22 protein-coding genes are annotated in these 22,891 nt (G+C 41.0%); 6 read left to right on the top strand and 16 right to left on the bottom strand.

Annotated elements, in window-relative coordinates:
• Positions 1-104: 104 nt before the first annotated feature.
• The 5 genes from ABG082_RS04615 to ABG082_RS04595 form a co-directional block, all read right to left on the bottom strand.
• Positions 105-659 carry a glycerol-3-phosphate responsive antiterminator gene (locus tag ABG082_RS04615; RefSeq protein WP_348936604.1) on the bottom strand — a complete coding sequence of 185 codons (555 nt, stop codon included), beginning with the start codon at positions 657-659 and terminating at the stop codon, positions 105-107.
• Positions 660-822: 163 nt separating this feature from the next.
• A complete protein-coding gene (locus ABG082_RS04610) occupies positions 823-2,160 on the bottom strand; it encodes an aspartate aminotransferase family protein (RefSeq protein WP_348936603.1) in 1,338 nt (445 codons plus the stop codon).
• Between the two features lie 240 nt (positions 2,161-2,400).
• On the bottom strand, positions 2,401-3,993 hold the full coding sequence (locus ABG082_RS04605) for a PucR family transcriptional regulator ligand-binding domain-containing protein (RefSeq protein ID WP_348936602.1): 1,593 nt from the start codon (positions 3,991-3,993) through the stop codon (positions 2,401-2,403).
• A 28-nt stretch (positions 3,994-4,021) separates the two neighbouring features.
• Positions 4,022-4,939, bottom strand: a complete 918-nt coding sequence (locus tag ABG082_RS04600; RefSeq protein ID WP_144610780.1) for an AEC family transporter — start codon at positions 4,937-4,939, stop codon at positions 4,022-4,024.
• An 85-nt stretch (positions 4,940-5,024) separates the two neighbouring features.
• A complete protein-coding gene (locus ABG082_RS04595; protein ID WP_008349030.1) occupies positions 5,025-5,441 on the bottom strand; it encodes a VOC family protein in 417 nt (138 codons plus the stop codon).
• A 166-nt stretch (positions 5,442-5,607) separates the two neighbouring features.
• Here ABG082_RS04595 and ABG082_RS04590 point away from each other — a divergent pair, with 166 nt between their 5' ends.
• Positions 5,608-6,024, top strand: coding sequence for a hypothetical protein (locus ABG082_RS04590; RefSeq protein ID WP_007497062.1), 417 nt, complete (start codon positions 5,608-5,610; stop codon positions 6,022-6,024).
• Between the two features lie 45 nt (positions 6,025-6,069).
• Here ABG082_RS04590 and ABG082_RS04585 read toward each other — a convergent pair whose 3' ends face one another.
• The 3 genes from ABG082_RS04585 to ABG082_RS04575 all read right to left on the bottom strand — a co-directional run bounded on the left by ABG082_RS04585 (position 6,070) and on the right by ABG082_RS04575 (position 8,936).
• Positions 6,070-7,608 (bottom strand): bifunctional GNAT family N-acetyltransferase/carbon-nitrogen hydrolase family protein, encoded by a 1,539-nt coding sequence (locus tag ABG082_RS04585; RefSeq protein ID WP_007497061.1) that lies wholly within the window; start codon positions 7,606-7,608, stop codon positions 6,070-6,072.
• Between the two features lie 14 nt (positions 7,609-7,622).
• Complete coding sequence (locus tag ABG082_RS04580) at positions 7,623-8,288, bottom strand: HAD family hydrolase (RefSeq protein WP_348936601.1); 666 nt, start codon at positions 8,286-8,288, stop codon at positions 7,623-7,625.
• A gap of 306 nt (positions 8,289-8,594) precedes the next feature.
• A complete protein-coding gene (locus tag ABG082_RS04575) occupies positions 8,595-8,936 on the bottom strand; it encodes a DUF5365 family protein (RefSeq protein WP_073415961.1) in 342 nt (113 codons plus the stop codon).
• Between the two features lie 108 nt (positions 8,937-9,044).
• Here ABG082_RS04575 and ABG082_RS04570 point away from each other — a divergent pair, with 108 nt between their 5' ends.
• Positions 9,045-9,947, top strand: a complete 903-nt coding sequence (locus ABG082_RS04570) for an RluA family pseudouridine synthase (RefSeq protein WP_317328963.1) — start codon at positions 9,045-9,047, stop codon at positions 9,945-9,947.
• Positions 9,948-9,981: 34 nt separating this feature from the next.
• Here the strand turns inward: ABG082_RS04570 and ABG082_RS04565 are convergent, their stop codons facing one another.
• The 3 genes from ABG082_RS04565 to ABG082_RS04555 all read right to left on the bottom strand — a co-directional run bounded on the left by ABG082_RS04565 (position 9,982) and on the right by ABG082_RS04555 (position 16,932).
• Entirely contained in the window at positions 9,982-10,548 is a 567-nt protein-coding gene (locus ABG082_RS04565; protein ID WP_076821983.1) for a class D sortase, read from the bottom strand.
• Positions 10,549-10,580: 32 nt separating this feature from the next.
• On the bottom strand, positions 10,581-13,487 hold the full coding sequence (locus tag ABG082_RS04560; protein WP_348936600.1) for a 5'-nucleotidase C-terminal domain-containing protein: 2,907 nt from the start codon (positions 13,485-13,487) through the stop codon (positions 10,581-10,583).
• An 82-nt stretch (positions 13,488-13,569) separates the two neighbouring features.
• Complete coding sequence (locus ABG082_RS04555; RefSeq protein WP_348936599.1) at positions 13,570-16,932, bottom strand: CheR family methyltransferase; 3,363 nt, start codon at positions 16,930-16,932, stop codon at positions 13,570-13,572.
• Between the two features lie 144 nt (positions 16,933-17,076).
• Between ABG082_RS04555 and ABG082_RS04550 the strand changes: the two genes are divergently transcribed.
• Positions 17,077-17,721: a spore coat protein gene (locus ABG082_RS04550; protein WP_008349050.1), complete on the top strand. Its 645-nt coding sequence runs from the start codon at positions 17,077-17,079 to the stop codon at positions 17,719-17,721.
• 29 nt (positions 17,722-17,750) lie between these two features.
• Here the strand turns inward: ABG082_RS04550 and ABG082_RS04545 are convergent, their stop codons facing one another.
• Positions 17,751-18,626: a hypothetical protein gene (locus ABG082_RS04545; protein WP_348936598.1), complete on the bottom strand. Its 876-nt coding sequence runs from the start codon at positions 18,624-18,626 to the stop codon at positions 17,751-17,753.
• 156 nt (positions 18,627-18,782) lie between these two features.
• A complete protein-coding gene (locus ABG082_RS04540) occupies positions 18,783-19,289 on the bottom strand; it encodes a YhcN/YlaJ family sporulation lipoprotein (protein WP_008349054.1) in 507 nt (168 codons plus the stop codon).
• A gap of 153 nt (positions 19,290-19,442) precedes the next feature.
• Here ABG082_RS04540 and ABG082_RS04535 point away from each other — a divergent pair, with 153 nt between their 5' ends.
• Positions 19,443-19,859, top strand: coding sequence for a hypothetical protein (locus ABG082_RS04535; RefSeq protein ID WP_019743740.1), 417 nt, complete (start codon positions 19,443-19,445; stop codon positions 19,857-19,859).
• A 35-nt stretch (positions 19,860-19,894) separates the two neighbouring features.
• On the opposite strand, the gene ABG082_RS04530 is transcribed toward ABG082_RS04535, so the two are convergent.
• Positions 19,895-20,275, bottom strand: a complete 381-nt coding sequence (locus tag ABG082_RS04530; RefSeq protein ID WP_008349057.1) for a hypothetical protein — start codon at positions 20,273-20,275, stop codon at positions 19,895-19,897.
• 94 nt (positions 20,276-20,369) lie between these two features.
• Here ABG082_RS04530 and ABG082_RS04525 point away from each other — a divergent pair, with 94 nt between their 5' ends.
• Both ABG082_RS04525 and cspB read left to right on the top strand, forming a co-directional pair.
• Positions 20,370-21,461: a diguanylate cyclase gene (locus ABG082_RS04525; protein WP_272511338.1), complete on the top strand. Its 1,092-nt coding sequence runs from the start codon at positions 20,370-20,372 to the stop codon at positions 21,459-21,461.
• 211 nt (positions 21,462-21,672) lie between these two features.
• Positions 21,673-21,873, top strand: coding sequence for a cold shock-like protein CspB (gene cspB, locus ABG082_RS04520; protein ID WP_008349061.1), 201 nt, complete (start codon positions 21,673-21,675; stop codon positions 21,871-21,873).
• Between the two features lie 112 nt (positions 21,874-21,985).
• On the opposite strand, the gene ABG082_RS04515 is transcribed toward cspB, so the two are convergent.
• Both ABG082_RS04515 and ABG082_RS04510 read right to left on the bottom strand, forming a co-directional pair.
• Positions 21,986-22,345, bottom strand: a complete 360-nt coding sequence (locus ABG082_RS04515; RefSeq protein WP_017360371.1) for a hypothetical protein — start codon at positions 22,343-22,345, stop codon at positions 21,986-21,988.
• Positions 22,346-22,358: 13 nt separating this feature from the next.
• A complete protein-coding gene (locus tag ABG082_RS04510; RefSeq protein WP_008358701.1) occupies positions 22,359-22,883 on the bottom strand; it encodes a flavodoxin family protein in 525 nt (174 codons plus the stop codon).
• Positions 22,884-22,891 lie beyond the last annotated feature (8 nt).

Here is a 22,891-nt window from a genome sequence, read left to right as displayed (position 1 = left end):
TGTCGTTGTGGATCTCCGTTTCTCCATCACATGATATTAACTTAGTGCTATAGTATCAGAGGATGAAAACGTTGTCAATCAATTTTCACATTTTATCTTTTTCACTATTGGAATGCTTTCCAAAGCTCTGTATTCGATGTGGTGACAGCTGTCGCCCCTGCTGCAAGCGCCCGTTCTACATCTTCTTTTGTTCGGATAAATCCTCCTGCAAATATTGGTATTCCAGCTCTTTCGCGCACTTCTGTAATTAAATCTGGCACGACACCCGGCAATACTTCAATAAAATCTGGACGATGTTTCCCAACAAACTCCATGCTTTTTTCCATCGCACTTGTATCAAGTAAAAACATTCGCTGGATGGCATACACCTTTTTCTGCTTGGCTTTTACTATGACAGAAGACCTAGTAGAAATAATACCTGCCGGTTTCATTTCCTGACAAATAAATTCCGTTCCGTACTCATCATGTTTGATTCCGTGAATGAGATCGACATGGACAAACATTTTTTTATGATGCGCATTCGCCTCATTCATGATGCCCTTAAGCCGCCCTAAGTGAACATCAAGTAAGACCCCATATGTAAATGGACTTTTTAAAAATTCCTCAAATTGCTTCATATTGCGAACAGCAGGTAGAATGGGTTGATCATGAAAACTCATATGCCGTCTCCTTCTCGTGTGTATTGGTTCTATCTTCTCCTTACAGTAATAGAATCGCATGTTTTTTTCAATACACCTAGTGTGCCCATTGACCATTCAGCCTAGCAGATCGATTAAAACCTGATCCTTTCAGGGCATAGAAAAAAGCAGAGAAACCTCTCTGCTATAATTGCGCCATGCTTTCTTTTAAAGTATGAATAATGAATGAGGCGTCTTCATCAGTGATATTTAGCGGTGGTGCGAGCTGTGCCACGTTATTATAGCCAGCCACTGTATCGCCATTTTTCCCGATGATCAATCCCCGCTTTTTACATTCTGCAATCAATTGACCGACTACACTTGGATCAGCTGGCTTTTTTGACGCCTGATCCTGCACTAGCTCAATCCCAAACAGCAGACCTTTTCCTCTCACATCACCGACAAATGGATGCTCTTTTAACTCTTGCAAACGTTCGAGCATGTCTTGGCCAAGCTTGCCTGACCGCTCCACTAATTGCTCGTTTTCCATGATCTCTAGGTTAGCAAGCGCAACCGCACAGGAAGCAGGGTGACCGCCAAATGTATTCACATGCCGTAGCCTGTCATACGTATCTTCTCCTGCATACGCTTCATAAATGTCTCGTTTCACGCACGTTGCAGATAGCGGTAAATATCCACTTGTGATCCCTTTTGCCATGGTGATGATATCTGGCTTCACTTCCTCATGCATAAATCCAAACCGCTTTCCTGTCCGGCCAAAGCCGCATATTACTTCATCCACAATGAGGAGCGCCCCATGATCTTCACAGATTTCTTTCACCTTCTTCAAATATCCTTTTGGCGGCATTAAGATACCGCCTCCTGTAATCATCGGCTCCATGATGACGCCAGCAATGGTCTCACTTAATTCCCACGTCATCGCTTGATCGATTGCATCAGCACTTGCCAAGCTCTCTTGATCTTCAGGATGCCGGTACATATCAGGCGGTGCGACATGGATGAACCCCTGACCTAACGGTTCATATTTGTACTTACGCTGCGCTTGACCCGTTGCGGCTAGAGCTGCTGCTGTGTTGCCATGATACGATCGATATCGGGAAATAAATTTTGTGCGTGTACTCTCTCCCTTTTGCGCATGATATTGTTTGGCAATCTTAAATGCCGCTTCATTCGCTTCAGAACCACTGTTAGAAAAGAAGATCACATAGTCCCCGTCTAGCCATTCATTGAGCTTCTCAGCCAGCTGAATCGCTGGCACATGGCTTTGCGTCAGTGGGTAGTAAGGCATCGTATTTAATTGCTGATACGCCGCTTCTGCAAGCTCTTTACGTCCATATCCGGCATTTACACACCATAGTCCTGACATCCCGTCTAAATAGCGATTTCCATGAATATCTGTCACCCATGCGCCTTCTGCCTTATGAATCACCATACTTTCATTTTCTTTGTTTGTCCCTTTCATATGATGCCAAATGAACTGATCATCTTTCGCCTGAAGATCTTGTGCGTTATGTGTTTTCATCTCCCACGCCCCCATGTATCCGTTTTCATCATCAAAGAAGCTTAAACCGGTCCTGCATATGACCTCTCCATTCATTATATGGATAAAAAGTGAGGCATATGAAACTGAAACAAGACCGCCCGTGTCGTTACTCTCATTATAAAAAAGGGGCCAGACACATTACATTAGACAGATCGTCAACTGATTGAAAAGAACCATGAGACACTCTACTTGATCCCTTGGCAAATCTAACATATACCGTTAATGGCGATTCCCCTGTAAAAATTCATAAGCAAGGATCGCAAATTCAAGCGCTTGACGTTTTGGCGCTTGCATCATATCCTCACCAAGTAAAGCATGAAGCTTATCCAATCTGTGATAAAGCGTCTGCCTCACAATATAGAGCTGGCTTGCGGTTTCTTTTTTAGAACCGTTTGTCTGTAAAAAGATATTCAGCGTCTGATAGAGCCTGCCGCTATTTTGTTTATCATATAGAATCACCGGCTCCAAATACTCTTTCACCATGCATTCTAATAACCCGCTTTCTTTCATGACAGGCATCAATCGAAGCATATGTAAATCTTGATAAAATGGGCTTTCTATCCGCTGCGGCATCACTTTCTTTAAATGCAACACTTCTTTCGCTGCTTGAAAACTTTTTCTCATGTGCTGAAATTGCTCACAATATGAACCGATTCCATAATTGATGACTGCCTCGCCGGGCTTCTCACGGTCATATAATTGCGTGATGTCGTTTGCCGCTTTTTCTGCACGCTCTTTCCAGTCCTCAACTTTTCTTGTATTCAATAAAATAAATAAGGTTTGTCCTTGATGCTCGTACACAATCAAATGGAAACCAGCACGCTGAAAAATAGAGCGGCAAGAGACAAGAAAATAAAGATTCCCTGCGATTTCTTCTATTTGGTGGTTTTTTTGAAAGAGCATCACCACACAGCCGGTCGGTTTTTTCAGTCCTTCTGTTTCCTCAAGGTGTTCTATGATTTCTCTTTCTGTATGCTCTTCATGAAACCATTTTTGCAGCCATTCATTCTCTTTTGTCTTCTTCAGCTCTTCTGTATACAGCTCTCTTAATGTTTGCTGGGCAAGGGCATTCGCTCCTTTATCCATCACAAGCAGTTCAAATTCCGAGAGCGTGTTCGATTGATGAATGAGGACGAGGTCTGCAAAGGTTTGTTTGAGTGCAAGGACTTGTTTTTGCGTCACTTCATATCCTTTTGGTAATGAAGCATATTGCAAATAATTCATCACAAGCTCTTCTGTTTGTTTGGAAGAATCACATAAAATAATCGGCTCACCTTGAACAGGGATCAGCAGTAGTATCCCTCTCACGTGCTGATACACTTGATCCAAAATATCCATCTGCGGATGAGGAGTTAGTAAAAGCTCATTCAGCTTTGACGACAAGGCTTCTAAATCTGCCATCATCTGATACTGACGTTCAATCATCATCGTATGGAGATGCTGTGTAATATTGACGAACTTCACTTCTTTTGTAAACAGAATTAGCGGAAAATCACGTTCTTCTGCATAAATAATCAGTTCTTCCGGTACATCAAACCGGAGCGGTACAAATTCAATACATAATCCAGCCGCACCTGAGTCAATCAACTGCCTTAAAAACGCCTGAAAGACTTCCAATTGATCATGGAAGCCTGCGGCCGTCGTTAAGATCAGCTCGCCTCCGTTTAACAAATCCTCTACAGCAGGCACTTCAAGTACATGTACCCATTTTACCTGCCGAAACAATCCCTTTTCCCCAGCTAACACTTTCGCATGCGTAAAATGCTTCGTTTTTAACACATCACTTACTTGAAAATGAACATCTACATTCATTCATAAGTCCCCCTTTGTTTGCCGTCCCCTATCCCAGAGGGTGCATGGATAAAATCCATAATAAAACAGGTAAAGTCACAATACTTAAAATCGTACTGAGAAACGTCGTGCTTGAGACAAACTCAGGCTTCGTTCGAAATTGCACAGCCATCAGCGTGGTATTCGCCGCAGTCGGCATCGCTGCAACTAAAATCATAATTTGTTTCACCAAATCATCTACCGGTAAAATAAGCGTAAAGCCGAATGCGATGAGTGGTGAGATAAACAGCTTCAGCAGCACCGCATAGGAAATATTACGATAATCCACTTGTTTAAAAGAAATCACTGCGAGCTGCATACCTAAAATTAGCATAATCGTTGGTATCGCTGCATCCCCGACAAGCTGAACACCTGTCATAAGCTCTTTAGGTAATGAAAAGTCAATGAGCTGAAATAATAGACCAAGAAGAGCCCCGTAAGCAACTGGCATACGCAGCACTTTTTTTAGAACGACCTTCAAGTCTCCCGCGTCCTCTCCACCTTTTGCTGCATAATACATGCCGATCGTACTCATGACGAGCTGCTGAAGGACCATTAGCACAATCGCAATATCTAAACCAGCTGCTCCAAAAACAAGAAGGACAACAGGCGTGCCGTAATTTCCATTATTCATAAATGCTGATGACAAAATCATGGCACAATACGTTTCATTCGAATACCCGTAAATTCGAGATAAAATGAAGACACATAAAACAAGTGAAAGACAAAGCCCTACGACAAATATAGATAAGTACACATAGTCCATCGATACTTTATTTTGATAAAAGGTTTCAAATGCAAGAAATGGTGACATTAAATATAAAGACATTGATGAAAGCGTATGTATATCAAAACCAATTGTCTTCTGCCCAATATACCCTATAAGGAATATGCCGAACACTGGCATTAAGACAAGTAAAAATTCCATGAAGCACCTACTTTTCTCTAGATGAATTCCTTATTTTTTCTACCCTCTTATCATACCACTGATCATCAATAAAAAAGAAGCTTCCTTATGAAAGGTCGCTTCTCTCCTCATCCATATAAAACACTTCCCATAAATGACCATCACGATCCTGAAAGCTCCAGCCATACATGAAATCATGGTCTTGTTTTTCTTTAAACGGTGAACCACCAGCTGCAATCGCACGCTCCACAAGCTCATCAACCTCTTCCCTCGTCTCGACCTGTAAAGAGATAATGACCTCTGCGCCATTTCTGGCATCTACCAATTCCTTCTCTGAAATGGATTGGAAATGCTTAAGTGATAACAGCATGACTGTGATCGTCTCATTCATCACAAAACAAGCAGCATGTTCATTCGTCAGTTCTTGTTGAAAGTCAAACCCCAGCTGTTCAAAGAAAGCCTTTGACTCATTCACATGCTTAACCGGCAAATTGATATACAGATGTTTAGATTGTCGCCCCATATCCCTCTCCCTTTGTAAAACATCATTTCCATTCAGTATATTCGTCTTTTCATTTGGCATCCCTTTGTCGCATGAAAAAATAAGCGGTAAGTCTCATTACCTTTTTTTAACAAAAATGTATAATGAATATCGTGCACAATACTAAATGAACTAGGAGGTTTTCTTAATGAAAACAATCGCAAAATCTTTGATGCTCTCCACCACTGTCCTTTTATTCGCTTCACCTATTACACAGACAGCTGATGCTGCATCTATTCAAACGAAGCAGGTGACAGCAGAAAGTGATTTTCAGCTTCCTTCAACAACAGACACCATTAAACAAAACATTGAACAATCTTTCCAAAAACAAGAAAAATGGCTACAAAAATTAGAAGTGATTGCCGGACAAGAAAAACGTGAACAATTTGAACAGTTTTTCAACCAGCATGTAGGACCTGATTTAAAAAATCTTTTAGAAGAGTCTGATCTTACATGGAAACAAGTAGAAAAAACGATTTATCAATCTCTTGTTAAATCAGACGTTCCATTTTTAGCTGCCAAAAGCATTGCCCATTTTGCTACAGTGGCATTAAAGAAAATGTAAACATACAGAAAAGCGCCTCGCATAACTGCGGGGCGCTTGTTTTGGTTATTTCTTATATTCAATATGGTACACGTCTCTTCTTCGGTCTTTTAGCTGACGAACCGTCCCATCTTGACGCTGCCTTCTTAATATTTCTAAGTCGACATCACCGACAACTACCATTTCAATATTCGGGTTGCACTCACCTACAATGCCATCTCTTGCGAATTCAAAATCAGATGGTGCAAAGATTGCTGATTGTGCATATTGGACATCCATGTTTTCTGTTTGCGGAAGGTTTCCGACCGTTCCAGAAATGACCGTATATATCTGATTTTCAACCGCTCTCGCCTGCGCACAGTAACGCACTCGTAAATAACCTTGACGGTCTTCTGTACAGAATGGAGTGAAAATAATTTTCGCTCCTTTGTCAGCTGCAATTCGAGCAAGCTCAGGGAATTCAATATCGTAGCAAATTTGGATCGCAATTTTACCGCAGTCCGTATCAAATACCCGGACTTGGTCACCAGCTGAAATCCCCCACCATTTTCTTTCATTCGGCGTGATATGCAGCTTATATTGCTTTTCAATCGTTCCATCACGTCTAAATAAATAGGCAATATTATAGATTTTCCCTTCCTCTTCAACGAAATGAGAACCACCGATGATATTAATGTTGTACTTGACCGAGAGATCTGTAAACAAATTGATGTAGTCCTCAGTATATTCTGTGATCCGCTGCACTGCTAGACTTGGTGATCTCTCTTCTAAATATGACATAAGCTGGGTTGTAAAGATTTCCGGGAAAACGGCAAAGTCAGCTGACGCATCTGATGCCACATCCACGTAATACTCCACTTGATTCATAAACTCTTCGAAGGAATGAATTTGCTTCATTGCATATTGAATGACACAAATTCGCACTGGGAACGCCGATTTATAATATCTTTTCGACTGCGGGCGATAATCGACATTGTTCCATTCCATTAGCGTTGCGTACGTACTGGAAGCTTTATCATCCGGCAAGTAATTCGGATTGATCCGCATCAGGCTAAATTCATTTAACAGCTGAAAAGATAGCACTGGATCATAAATTTGGTGCAGCATGACTTGCTCTACATATTGGCGAGGAGTCATTTCCTCTTGATATTTATGATAATTCGGGATACGTCCGCCAATGATGATGCTTTTTAAATTTAATCTTCTCGCTAAGTCTTTTCTTGCTTCATATAAACGATGACCGATTTTCATCCGGCGGTACTCAGGACTGACCATTACTTCAATTCCGTACATATTCATCCCATCTGGATTATGGTTTGTGATATATCCATCATCTGTGATGTCCTGCCATGTGTGACGATCATCGTATTCATCAAAGTTAATTAATAAACTTGAACATGAGCCGATAATTTCCCCCTCGAATTCCGCACAGAACTGACCTTCTGGGAAATGTTCAAGGTGGCTTTCAAGGTGCTCTTTTTTCCAAGGGTCCATGCCTGGAAAGCATACCTCTTGCAATGCGATGATTCGGTCGATATCTTCTTCTCTAATATTTCGAATCACCATTCTTTTTTCAAATCGCGTTAAATCTAGTTTTTCTGCCATGATGTATTGCCCCCTTACTGATCCTCTTTTTCAAGCTGATGGAATAGCTGGAGCAATTCGATTTCAGCCATGGATTCTAATCTCGCGTCATATTCTTCAAACTGCAGTGTGCTCGTCACTTTATTTGGTACGATGACACATTTCATACCCGCTCGTTTGGCAGCGATTGACCCATTCACAGAGTCTTCAAATGCCACGCAATCTTTTGGCTCAACGCCTAAGCATTGTGCGGTTTGCAAATAAAGTTCTGGGTTAGGCTTCACTTCTTCCACATCGTCTGACGTGCGGATACATTCAAAGTAATCGAAAAGTCCAATTTGTTTCAAGTGATCAGACACCCATTTATAATCTGAGCTGGAAGCAAGTCCAATCTTAATTCCAAGCTCCTTTGCCGCTTCTAAATAAGCTTCTACACCAGGTCTTGCTGCTTCGTCCTTCATTCTCTTTTGAAAACGTGAACGCCGGTCCGCTGTAAGCGCCTCATGATCTAATGTCTTCCCTAACTGCTCTTCCAAATATTTAAAAGGCTTAAAACCTGCCTGCGTTCCAATCACATTTCCCCATACAGACAGAGGCAGCTCCGATTCATGCTCAGCAAACATTTCCTGCAGAACCTCATATTCATGTGTTTCTGTATCTAAAATTAATCCATCAAAATCAAATATAATCGCCTTTACCAAAGAGGCCACTCCTTTTTCCGAAAGTCTGAAATATCTTCCATACTGCTATCATATCGTGAATAAAATTGACTTTCAAAGATGAATGTCTGCTAAAATGATTATGTATAAAAGGAGCCTGCATCGTTTTGTCAGGCTCCTGTCATGTTCGATTCTTTCTGCAAGAGATCCAAGCGCTCCGATTCGTGGAGAATAGACATTGTTGAAAAAGAGCGGAATTGGTATTACAGATCTTGAAGGTTTCTCCGTTCCCTTAAAAATAGTATGTGCGACGACCTTGTAAGTTAACAAGGAAGTTCACACCAACTTTTACGCATTTTGAAGGTGACGGCCTGCAAAATCATCTAAATCAAACGGGAAAGAAAAGCCGCACGCATTAACTTGTTCACGGTTGAGTTCAAATAACTCACGATCTCGTTTTGTGATATGACGCTTCGGCTTTAAAATAATGGTATGTAATAACTGAAGACCTGATAAGATACGAAAAGCATCATCCATTGTCCCGTTATACACACCATCAATAAATGTAAGCGGGAGTTGTTTTTCCTGCTCTTCTCCATTTACGGAATGGGATAAAAGATCTTCAATTTCCTTTGATATTTCTTCAATTTCCTGCTCCTGAAGGTCTGTCGCAGCTTTCATTAATCTCACGTGGCATCTACCTCTCTGTCGTTATTACTCCATTCAGAATAGCACAGAAAAAAAGTCATTCGCTAAGGTAAGTGTTTCCTATATATACCCAAAGAGAGGACGAATATCATGATCATAAAAGGACACACGCTCTCCCTAAAAGTAGGAGAGCAGCAAAATGGCATTTCCTTAAGTCAATTTTTAAAAGACGAAGTGTCTGCCTCTAAGCCGATTATCCATTTTTGGATGGAGCACCAAAAAGTCCGTCTCAATCAAAAAACTGCCCACCATGCTGCAAAAGTGAGTACAGGTGATCAGATCATCATTGATTTATTTGAGACGGAAGAAAGTGATGTGACGCCAGAATACGGTGAATTAGAGGTACTCTTTGAAGACGAGCATTTATTAGTTGTCCAAAAGCCTGCTGGAAGGCCGACCCACCCAAATGAAAAAGGACAAACAGGTACGCTGGCGAACCTAGTCGCTTTCCATTTTCAAGCAAATGGAGAAGAAAAGCGGGTCAGACATATACATAGGCTGGATCAAGATACAAGCGGCACCGTCATTTTTGCCAAACACAGGTTGGCACATGCTGTACTCGATCAAATGCTTTCAAAAAAAGCGATTAACAGAACGTATCTTGCCATCGCACAAGGACTGTTTAAGAAAAAGAAAGGAACGATCCAAGCTGCCATTGGACGTGATAAACACCATGCCGTCAGAAGGAGAGTTTCTCCTACTGGTCAAAGCGCCAAGACTCATTATGAGGTCTTCCATCTCAATAAACGTTTACAGATGACGGCCGTCAAGCTGCAATTAGAAACAGGCAGAACACATCAAATTCGGGTTCATCTTAGCAGTCTCGGGCATCCTTTAGCTGGCGATACATTATATGGCGGGAAGCGTGACCTGATAAACAGATGCGCCCTTCATGCCAAACAAGTAGACATGAACCATCCATTCACAGGTGAAAAGCTGACGATAGAAGCACCGCTCCCACCTGATATGGCTGAATTAATGGACAATATGTAGAAAAAAGAGCCTGATCATACAGGCTCTTTTGACGTTAGACAGATGCTCTTTTCGCATAAATAATGTACCGCTCTGGTGCGTTGCCGACAAAATGAAATGGATAGCAAGTGGTTAACACAAGCTCTTCTTTTTTATTTTGTAAAGTAATAATGGATGTATCATGCTGATCCACAATTTTCGTATGCTTGATTTCATAAACAAACTCACCATACGGTACAGTGATTTTCAGCTGATCCCCAATATCCAGTTCACCAGTCCGGCGGAAGACCGTGTCCCTGTGTCCCGACAAAACGATTTGTCCATTTTGATCAGGATAATAACTGCCTTTATAATGACCGACTCCTTTGGCAAGGTCGTCCGCATCTGTCCCTTCAACAATCGGCAAATCGGCTTTTAATTTCGGAATGGTCAGGATGCCAGAGGCTTTCCCCATTTCAGGTGCAAACTTTTTCTTTGTCATTCCTTGATCAGTTTTTACGACCTTCTTTGCTTCCTCTAATGATTGTGCTGTTTGTAAGTGAGTAGAAGCGATTTGCCAAATTCCCCAGCCAAGCAGCACAATCCCCGCTGACATGACAATCACTGCAAGCCATTTTTTCATGCTTTAACTCCTTCGCCCTTGGTGATGATTCTTTAGCTTGCTGCTGCCTTTTCTTCTTGTTTCGCTTGTTGAATTCGGCCCTCTTTTTGATACACAATAGAAGCTCCCTCGAAGCTCTTTACAAAAGCGACTGTTGCTTCTAAATCTTCTGGACCTGTCTCCGGATTCTTCCCTAGCCGTCCAATCGGCGCATACTTACTTCCAGTGGCAGTCGCCATGAAATTATTCACTGTGAGTGTATACGTTTTGTCGAAAACAACGGAAGAACCATCAGGCAGTTTTAAGTCGACTACTTTATATGTTAACGGATCGTACGAATAAGAAAAGCCTGAAATGCTATAATCCGGTCCAAATTGAGGAGATATTTGAGCTTCAATGATATCAACTAAGTCTTTCCCCTTGATGTCCAGCTTCACTAACACATTTCCGAATGGCTGAATATTAAAGAGATCTCCCCAAGTAATTGGTCCTTTTTCGAGATTTTGTCTGATGCCGCCGCCATTCATCATGGCAAAGTCACTTTTCATTGAATATCTCATGCCATCCGCAATAAGGTTGCCAAGTGGTGTATCACCATCATTGGAATAGCCACCTTCCATCTTGACCCCTGCTTCTCCAACAACCGCACTAATAATCGGCTCCACTTCTTTTCCGTAATGAGCTAAAATGTCCGCTGCTTCCTTATCCTTTTCAATACCAGCCTGGTCTACATACTGGATGTTTGCACTCTTTTTGACAATATCTTTTGTTTTCCTGTCAAGTGTGACATTGACTTCTCCAATCGCCTTTCCATATTCAAAGGCTTGGACAATTAATTTTCCATTCACTTCTCCATTGACCACTTCGTGATTATGGCCAGCGAAAATGACATCAATTTCGTCATCACCTTCTTTGGCGAGCCTTGCGCTTTCTCCAGTAATGGTATCACCATTTTGAGAGGCGGTCATATGAGCCAGAACCGCTATCGCTTTAATCCCTTTTTGCTTTAATTCTTTCGTTGCTTCATTGACAGCTTGGACTTCATCAGTAAATTGAATGTCTTTAATTCCTTCTGGCATGACCATACCTGCCGCTGATGTTGTCACAACCCCGATAAAAGCTACAGGAATTCCTTCGACATCCATGATTTCATAGGCTGGTAAAAGTGGTTTGCCAGTATCCTTGTATTCACAGTTTGCACAAACAAGCGGGAAATTCTGCCCATCGTATCCTTTTGTGCCTTTCGGGTGATCTCCACCTTTTAAGATGCGCAATAGTTCATCCACACCTTCATCAAACTCATGGTTGCCAACTGTCCCAACATCAAAGCCGATGTTCTCCATTAGTTCAACGGTTGGTTCATCTTGTAAAAGAGAAGATATTGGCGAGCTTCCGCCTATCATATCTCCTGCATGAACTGTTATCGTATTTTTTTGCGCAGCCTGCTTTTGTTTCATATAAGCCGCCACATAATCCATCCGTCCATACGTTCCTTTACTGCCATCACCTTTTACATCCAGCTCATATTGCTGATCAATTTTACCATGCAAATCATTCATGCTTAAAATGGTTAATGGGACTTCACTGGATGATTCTGACGCCTGATATCCAGCCTGCTCTGCTTCTTCTTTAGAAGCAAAAAAGATACGTTTATCCACATCGATCTCATTCCAGCTGTCAGATGATACGTAGGTTTTTGCAGATGAATCACCCACATAACGTGTGAGCCCTTTTTTCTGCTCGCGTGCTCTAAATTCAAACGGCTGTTCTAGCAGAGGATCTTCTTCATTCCAAATACCAAGCCCTTTTTCCTTGGCATCTTTCACTGCTTGCTGGAACATCAGATACTCTTTTTCATCTCCAACAGGCCAAATGAAATAAGTAGGGGCATATCCTTTTTTCACAAGCTCTAGGTTCGTATTCAGCCCTTTTTTGGTTTTGACTTGAGCTAAAAGACGTCCATATCCATCCTTTGCTTCCGGGCCAATCTTTAATGTGACTCGATCACCACTTGAAAGAAGGGTTTTTAAATAATCCGTCGCTTTTTGTCCAAAACGTAGCTGGTTTTGATCTAATTCATTTTTTGGATTGTGGTAGGTTTCTGGTGTGTCCATATTCACGAAGCGTACCTTTGTTGTGCCGAGCACAGGCTTCTTCAAATGAATGGTATCTCCATCCACAACACGATCTACCGTTGCCTCATATTCTTTTTTGATTTTTGGCGGCTTTGGCTGGTGCTTCAGCAATTTGACATCGGTTTTGTGTCTTGGAAGTACTTGCAGCGTATCGTATCTGCTTAAAACGCCAGTAAACTCATACCATTTTCCGGTCTTCACTTGATCAATGGCACCCGTATCAACCATGACTCTAAGGACTGTGCTATGATATTTTTTATCGATGATGGCCACATTGTATCCACCGCCAGCCGGCTGATCTGGCGCCTGTTCTACATAGCCTTTTACCTTCACTAATCTTCCTTCATATTTACCTGCCTGATCCGTTTCCAATTGTTTCACTGAAACTTTTTTTGGCGAAGGCAATGGTTGATTCACAGCATCAATCTTCAGATGGTCTTGATCTGGCACAATTTCAATGAGCCCTTTATAAGTCGTGATCTTGCCTGTCACCGTGACCTTCATGCCAGCTTTTAGTTCTGGGAAGTTTTTAGGCTGCGCAGAATAAATATTGAGACCAGCTGTTTTGTCTTGAATATATGTTGATAGTTTCCCATTCCCTATAGCGGATTGATCTGCTGTTACGATACCGCTCACCGTCACCGTTTCTCCTATCAGTTTGCGAGCTTTTTTTATGTTCATCGGCTTTGTTTGTTTCCACAAAGTGTCCTTCTTCTCAGAAACACTAAACGGCTCAGCTGTCATGATACTAGGCAGTAAAGATTGCAGGCTAAATATCACCAAAATCAAACAACAGACCATTCGAATGGATTGTATACGTTTCATTAGATTTCTCCCCTTTGAACTTCATCTCTTCTAGTGTACAAAGCAAATATTGAGACTGGATGGATTTCGTGTAAAACTTATCTCAATTACTTGGAAACGTAATAATCACACGTGTCCCTTCAAAGCTTTTGCTCTCAAAACGAATGGTACCGCCATGGCTTTCAATAATCTTAATGGTCATCATTAATCCAAGACCCGTGCCTTTTTCTTTCGTTGTGTAAAAAGGTTCACCTAATTTCCCAATCTCATCTTCTGGTATGCCCTTTCCTTGGTCTTCAAATATCAGCATCATTTGGTCGTTTTTCAATAATGAAGTCACTTGGATCACACCTGTTACTCCATCCATCGCTTCAATTCCATTTTTAAGAATGTTAAGGAACACTTGTTTTAGTTCATTTGGAATGCCTTGAATATGAGGCAGAGAGGGAGCCAGATTCTTTTGAATCGACACTCCTTTTAAGACCGCCTGAGATTCAACGACCATAATGACTTCTTCGAGCAGAAGATTCACATTCACCGGTTCAAATTTAACAGATTTGCTTCTAGAGAGCACAAGGAACTCGTTAATAATAGACTCAAGCCGATTAAACTCTGACATCATCACATCGGCATAATCCTTCTGATACTTTTTACTTTGAATCATTAGCTGTAAAAAGCCTTTTAACGACGTAAGTGGGTTACGTATCTCATGGGCAATACCAGCTGCCAGCTGTCCAACTGCTGACAGCATTTCAGACTTCATCAGCATTTTCTCAGACTGTTTTTGACTTGTAATATCCTCTGAAATCCGCATGACAGTAGACTGCATTTTGTCAGGGTCATCGATTCGGTGTAAAGAGACTCTTTCCCATCGCTCACGCCCTGATAAGTCCTGAAAATACAACTCACCTGTCCAGCTGCCTTCTCTTAAACACACGTCCCATTGTTTCGCTAGATCATCACATTGACACAACGCATAATAGACAGAAAAAATATCTTTTCCGATCAAGTCATATTCATGCTGCTGTACAAACTGACAAAAGCGCTGGTTGACACACTGAATGACACCTTCTCCTGTTGCAACCACAATATGAATATGGCTGTTATCAAGTGCTGTCACCGCAAGATGAAGAGCCTGCTTCAATTTCGTCATTTCGGTCATCTTGATCCAGGTCATCACTGCTCCCTCGCGATCTTGATCATAGAAAGGCGTCATATGAACCGTGAATTGTTCTCCTTCGTTCGTTTCAATTTCACGTTCGATCACGCGCCTATCTGAAATGACAGATTGAATATCCTGATAGAGCATTTCCTTCGATAGCTTCTTCACCATCGACTGAAAAGTTTGCTGGTGCCGGGTTTGAGCTGAAGTAAATAAAGAGGCAGCTGTAGGAGTGTGATAGCGAATATTCATTTCCCGGTCCACAAACAACGTGGCAAGTTCTGGCTTCACAGACGGCCGGTACAGTTCTTCTCTTGTCACCTTTAAGTTGTTTATGATATTAATAAAATGCTCGTTTGTTTTCTCGCGCACTTCTATTTGCTTGTTTTTTTCTTTTAATTGAGCCCTTGCTTCTTGCTCCTTTTGTTTGACCTCATTGAGCTCATTTTCTAAATCGACAATTCGCTGTTGATAAACCGAATTCTGCTCTGACATCCCTTTGTCCCTGCCGTTCTTTTGATTTTTTCCTCTCTCACTCATCCGAATGAGAATGACGTATACTCCTTTAAAACGGCGATCAAAATGTTTCACTGTAAAATCAGCATACTGCTTTCTTCCATTTTCCGAAATGAGGACATGTTGAAAGTCAACCTCAGTCTCTTCAGTCCACACCTTTTGAAAGCTTTGACTTAGTATCTCTTTCATATAATCAGGGGTTACATATTCACATAATTCATCTGAGACTTCTGCATGCGCTAAGAAAGAATAGGCACCGTTTGATATCGCGAGAATTTGCTCGCAATCGTCTATGATGAAACATGCATCATACTCCTGCTCTACTTCTTTCATATATTGGACAGCTCGTTCTTTTAACTCCGTACGACCTGCATTGTATTTAGGAACGTTTGAGTGGGTGTAAATGTTCCACTTTTCATTTAACAAATGAAATAAACGAGGGATATTGGGTACCTTTTCATTCGGTCCTAATATCAACATCCCTTGATCCTTTAGTGCATATTGGAATCGAGATAAGACTCGTTTTTGTACTTCTGGCTGGAAGTACATCAGAACATTTCGGCAACTGATAAAATCGAGGTGGATAAAAGGTGAATCAATCAATAAATTGTGAGGAGCAAAGACAATATGTTTTCTAAGCGACTGCTTCACAATAAAAGCGTCACCTTTTTTTTCGAAATATCGCGCCCTCCATTTTTCTGGCATCCGTGCCATAGACTCAAGCGAATAAACACCTTTGCTTGCACTTTGGATGGCTTTCCGGTTGATGTCTGTTGCAAACACTTGAAGTTCAATGGACACTTGTCTTCGTTTCATTTCTTCTAAAAATAACATCGCAAAAGAATAGGCTTCTTCACCTGTAGAACATCCTGCAATCCAAATGCGGCATCGAGATTTCCCATTTTTCATTGTGTTTTCAATGATCGACGGAATGATGTGATGTTCACATACTCGAAAGGCTTCCATATCTCTAAAAAAGGAAGTCGTTCCGCTTAAAAGCTGTACATGCAGGCGATCAAGCTCATCTGGTTCTCTCTCTAATAAACGATCGTACTCGGACAATAAGGAGATCGATTGGTTCGCACTCCTCATTCTTTTTTGAATGACAGAGAGCAGCCTGCGCTTCTCATAGGTTGAAAAAGCAATTCCTTTATGCATTTCAAGACGTTCAATCATTCTGATCAAAACAGGGTCTGCAATATCTGTATGCGGAACGTTGATGATGTTGGCTATATATGACGCAAGTGCAGAAGGGTCTTGAAATGTTTGATGATACATACGATCAAACCCACTATTTGTCTCACTGCACGATAAGGCTGTACCGCCTTGCTCAACGATTTGAAGCAAACCACTTCCTACACAATAGCCTTTTTGAAAAAAGATCGCATAGGCCTCTTCCTTTTGCACATTGGCAAGTGACTGAAACAACGAATTCACAGCACACGCCTTGTTCGTAGGATGCTGCTCTGTTATGTGTAGCCGTTTGTCTTCTGTCAATGTCACAGCTGCATGCTGCGGACAAAAATAAATCGTATTTTTCATGACTTTCTCACCATGCTTAATCGGCTTTGCTCGGTAGCCAATCGGTAAAACAAGTGCTTCCAAATCAGTTACACAATCGCCTGTCACATGATTTTGCACAACAATAAAAGAGGCATTTAATTCCTGCGGAAATGATTGAAAAAAAGCCTCAAGATGATGCTGTTCAAACGGCGAAACACCGATGCCAATCACTGGTGCCTGCACATGTTCGTCTTCTATCAAACGATTAATGATTTTGTCCTGCATCTGGTACCCCCATGTTCATTCGTCTGATACATTTTTTCGACAAAAAGGAAGAAAACCCTCTAATTGTAAATAATGTTTTTTGCATGAAAGGAGGAAAACTTCCTCACATTAAAACAGACTGTATAAACAGAAGGAGGATTCTTTATGCAAAACGATCAGCAGACAAACGTTCAAGGACATGCCCAGCAGCCCCAATTCAATCATGGCGGGCATGAGTTATTTGATTTACATGAGGTATTGGCAGGGACCATTAATATTTTGGATCAATACATGATCTTTCGGCAATTTATCCAAGATCCCGCATTATCCGACATTTTAGATCGACAATATCAATTTGTATTGTCCCAGTACAACGTCACGGTAGATTGCTTTTCTACTGGTCAAAAGCCTAGTGAAGAAACATCTACTTATATGATGAAAGAACAGACGCAGGTGACATACGGAATAAAACCATCTCAGCCTAAAAAGCCAAATCAGTCATTACAAGATGTAAAAGATGCGGGAATTACAGGACATATGCTTGGTCTCGTGAAATCTCATGCTGGATTACTCTCAATGACTGCATTAGAGGTCACAAACCCTGTGGTGCGACGTGTGCTTGCAGCGCAAATTCCGAACTTTATTGAAATGGCATATGAAATTTTCTTATATCAAAACAAACATAGCTATTATCAAGTTCCACAGCTTACAGCTCAAGATATGCAGGCGATGACGTCTACATTTGCCCCTATGCAAGGACAAGTGCAGATGCCGCCAAGCAAAGCCAATCAGCAAAAACCGCTTCATTAAATAAAAACAACGGCCGACCTATTTACAGGTCAGCCGTTTTTTCTTTGATAATTCAGTTTAAATTGCTCTTCAAAATCTGTGAGACGTTGTCCTGTCGCTTGTTCAAACCCTCTATCAAAACGACTAGTTTTCGCTGTTTCCTCCATGATCTCATGTATGACATCTCGTCCATAAAGCTGCACAAGCTCATAGATCATATAGTAGCTTTGTAAATAAACATCTGTCTCATACGTCGTGCGAGATTCTTGCCAGTCTTGATCAGAATAAAGAGATTTGAAAGGAATGACGTCAAACCGTTCAGACGTGGCATTCAGCACATCATAGGCCGTCCATTCTGCTGTCCCTTCATGGAACCAAAGGGGAAAGACGACTGGAGATACCTTATATGCATGCACCTTTTCATAGAAAACGAAATGGGCATACTCATGAATGAATAACGTGTTGAAAAAGTATAAAGGCAGTGTCTCTTTCTTCAACAATTCTTCCCGTTTATCTGGGTATAATCCAATCATATGATCAACATCAGAATAAAAACCTGTAATATGCTTGATGCCAGCAAATTGCTCAATCGTCTCTTTATCATCAAAATAAATGATATCTAACGGTTTATCAGCTTCATAATGAAACACTGACATCGTTCTCTTCTTTGCCTGCTCAAGCGCTTCTATGGTCAGATCGACAAAGGCGCCCTCATCCTCTGCATAGTAGATTCGAATATGTTCATAGACTTGCTTATTGAGTCCTTCCGTTAAGACCGTTTTAGGCGAAGAATGCTCCTCTAGATATTGCCCTGCCAGCTGGAACGCTACATAAATCAAGTACGCAGTGAACGCATAAAAAATCAAACCTGCTGCAATCATTCCGCTTACAAGTTTTTTATGAATTAATGACGGTTTTGCTTTCATTTACTCCCCACCTGAATTCATCCTGCAACCTCTTTCTCTTTCTATGAAAAAACAAAGATCAACAAGAGGTGATATATTTTTTACTTTATGCATTCAGGTGCGCAAGGTGCGGTTCCAAACAAAAAAGCCGCATATGACATACGGCTTTTGTCGTAGCTATTTTGATTCAGGGAAGACACGTCGAACCGTTTCAGTAAACTCGTCGAAGAATCCTGAAATTGGCTCTCCACTTCTAATACGTTTTCCGTACCCTGCCATACGATCGACAAAGTCTGGATTAGCAGATACATACACATTATCAATTTGTTGATCCGTCGATTTGACTTTGTCTGAAATTTTCTTTTTCAAATCGTCTGTTACATCTCCGCTTTTATTGCCTTCAAGCACGACAGCAACAAATGCATTTTTCCCTGTGACAAGTACGTTCGCTGTTTTCACTTCAGACATGTTGGCAACAAGCTCTGATGCCTTATCTGCCACTTTCACCTTCTGAGGTGTTTGCACATTTGGTTGATCCTGTCTCATGTTGTCGTTCTTATATGTGACATTTTCATACTGTCGTTTCATTGTTCCTCTTCGTTCATCGCCTTGGTTGTTCATTCCACACCCAGCAGTGATCAATGTTGGAACGAGTAATAAAGATAGCATCCATTTCTTATTCATCAATTGATTCCCTCCTTTTGCTCATAGGTTTTTCATCCAGCAGACTTTTTATGCACACATCCTCTATTTCAGCAATGAATTCATAAATCAGCCTTGATTGGTCATCCTAAACATGATGAAGAAGTATCATCACGATCAAATGGAGGGATTCGTTTGTTTAAAAAGAGAAAAGGTATGAGTACTGGTGCAATGATCGCAGCATCAACAGCCATCATTGCATTATTTTCACCACTATTACGGAGAAGACTAAGCAGCATGACTCAAATGAATTTGTCCTCAATGATGAAAGGCAAAGATCAACACCATCATGAGCCATCTCGCCATGAGTCCCATTCGCATTCACGTAAAGACTCAAAAGGCACGGCTGAAGTAGGTCAAATGATCAAGCAGGCATTCACCGCTGTCCAGCCAAATGAAACAAATCAGCATCAAACATCATCAAAAACATATCAAACTCATCAGCCGCCGAGAGAGTCTTACGCCCAGTCTCTTCACATTGATGAAAGTGTCATGAATGTAATGGATGATGAATCCATTCAGCAAGTGCTCAATGACATCGAGCACAAATAACTAAAACAGGAGCCTTTTTTCAGAAAGGCTCCTGTTTATTCTCCTGAAAAATGCTCTTTCACCATGATGCAGAAGGAAGGTAAGAAGGTGATTTCGATCGTGATAACAAACCGTTCCACACCATCTAATAGTATCAACAGCTCTTTTTCATGCTGCCGATCCTTTTTTATTTCTACATGTCGCACAGTTTTAAAGGCATATACTCCTAAAACGGATGCGTCCTTTTTTCGAACAGCCTTCAAAGAAAATTCTTGTACTCCAAGAGACATCGTCACCACAAATCGCTCTTCCTCATTCTCAAACCGAAACGTTAGATCTTGATATTCAATGGGCATATCTCGTTCAAATCCTTCATCAGGCCACGTCTCAAAAAAAGAAAGCCAGTCCGTTCGATCTGGAAATTGTTTTCTCCTCATTTTAAACCCCTCATAAGTGAAATTTTTATTAATTATCTTGTTTCCCCTTTTCTTTTGCAACAAATTTTAGTAATTTTAAAAAGGTGATTTTATTTTGCTAAGAGACCTCTTTATTAATTTAACAATTCTTGTCACTTTCCATTATTTATTGATGCTTGTGTTTAAAGAGAATTTTTTAAAAAAGGAAGACACCTTGCTCAGACAAATTTTTAAAGGAATCATTTCTGGGTTACTCGGTGTCCTCTTAATGTTTTTCTCTATTAAAGCAGGACCAGCCATCATCGATTTAAGACATATCCCCCTTATTTTAACGGCATTTTATGGAGGCATTGCACAAACGTTCATTGCAGCCTGTGTGATCATTATTGGCAGATTATTAATCGAAGCCAATGTCGCTTCTTTCATTAATATTTTTTCCATGATATTTATCGCCACAGCTTCCTTTTTAATTGCTGAGCGTCATATCAATCACGTCGTAAAAATGCTGTTATCTATTACCATGAGCAACGTCATAGCGACTAGTTTATTTATCTCCATCGTCAATGAAAGATCGTTTGAACTGCATGCTGCCTATTGGATTTTCTCGTATATTGCCGGTTTATTTAACTTTTATGTCATTGAGCATCAAACAAAAGCGTATCAGATGTTAAATTTGTATAAATTCCAAGCTCATTATGACTTTTTAACTGGTGTTTTAAATAAACGGAAATTCGATGAAATATTAAGTGATGCTTTTTCTCTGAACTTAAAGCAACCTATCCATCAAATGTCCTTGATTTACCTAGACATCGATTATTTCAAAACCATCAATGATCAGTATGGACATCATGAGGGAGATATCGTTTTAAAAGAAATCGGAACAAGGCTGATTAAGAACACAAGAAGCTCTGATTATATTGGGCGGATCGGCGGTGAAGAATTTGCTGTGCTTTTACCGAATTGTTCCGTTGAAAAAACATGGCAAATTGCGGAACGTTTACGAAAAAAAATGGCGGATCACCCAATTTATTTACAAAACGGAACATCGATTCACATTACGGTGTCAATTGGCTGTGCTTATGATGCAGGAACAAGTGAAAACATGAAACAATTACCGATTATTGCAGACCAGGAGCTCTATAAAGCGAAGCAGTCAGGCAGAAACCAAGTGAGCTTTTCTGGACGTAAAAGAGAACACTTAACATAGGCTTTTTCCTCAATTTGTTAGCGCTAATTATTTTTAAAAAAGTTTTCGTATAACAGTTGTTTTTTCCCGCAAACACTGGTAAAGTAAAGGTAATTATTTTTGTTCGTATCATCTTTAAGAAGAAAGTTTTGAAAGAGTTTTCGTCTTTGAAGTTTGTGTAAGAGCAAGAATAGTGAATTTAAGCGTTAAGATCGCTTTAGGAGGAAATTTCATGTTAGAAGGTAAAGTAAAATGGTTCAACTCTGAAAAAGGTTTCGGATTCATCGAAGTAGAAGGTCAAGACGATGTATTCGTTCACTTCTCTGCTATCCAAGGCGAAGGCTTCAAAACTTTAGAAGAAGGTCAATCAGTTTCTTTCGAAATCGTTGAAGGTAACCGTGGACCACAAGCTGCTAACGTTAACAAAGCGTAATTTAAGAGCATCTGCTCTTTTAGCACTTTATAGAGTGAAGGAAAACCGCTCGGCTTATGCCGGCGGTTTTTTTGTGTAATAAAAAAAGAGAACCTGACAAGAGGTTCTCTTTTTATTTGTCCTTCTGCTTTAGTTTCTGTAAAGCAGAACGATACATATCATCATTCATTTTCGTCTCTGGTTCTTCTTCTTTGACAGGTGGTTCTGGCTGTTTAAACTTTTGAAGCGCCTGTCTATAGAAATCATCACCTGACGGAGCATCATCTGTCTGAGAAGGCTCTGACGCTTTTTCTTCCACTTCAGGCTCTACAGGTCTCGCCGCAACTTCTGGCTCGCTATGCGGCACGTCAGGATGATTCGATACATCTTCTTTGATCTCTTCCTTCTCGGCCGAAGCGTGTCTGACATTGAACGCTACTAATCCGATAATGACTAGAACAGCAGCTACTAACGCTACAATAATCGTCGCCAAAAGAACCCTCTCCTTATCGCTTAAATGACGCAGTGACTGATGCTACACGTCTTCCTAATGCTTTCCCTAGCTCAATGCCTTCTGCAGAAATCACTTCATCAGAATCAATCGGGCACGTCACACCTGCTCCATAATAAGAGCCGTATAACGCATTTTCTGGAACATTTCCAGGAAGGCCGACCACAAGCATCCCTTGATGGAACATCGGCGTAATCAAATTGTGCATCGTCATTTCTAATCCGCCATGTGTTGTCGCAGTGGTACAGAAAACGGCACCGACTTTATCGATGAGTTTTCCTTCTGCCCATAAATACCCAAGACGGTCAATCCATGTCTTTAATCCAGAACTAATGGTACCAAAGTGACCAGGGCAGCCCCAAATGATTGCATCCATTTGATCAAGCTTGCGGATATCCGCATCTTTCACATGATCAATGAACACTTCAGCTTGCTCTGTTTCACCTGCGCCAGCTGCAATCGCTTCTGCAAGTGCTTTTGTATGGTCACCTTCACTATCGTATACGACATAAATTTTCATGTACGGTC

This window comes from Bacillus sp. BS1807G30, assembly GCF_040047675.1.
Taxonomy (GTDB): Bacteria; Bacillota; Bacilli; order Bacillales; family Bacillaceae; genus Bacillus; species Bacillus altitudinis.
The sequence above is the reverse complement of the archived record's forward strand: the minus strand, read 5'-3'. Positions and strand labels throughout refer to the sequence as shown.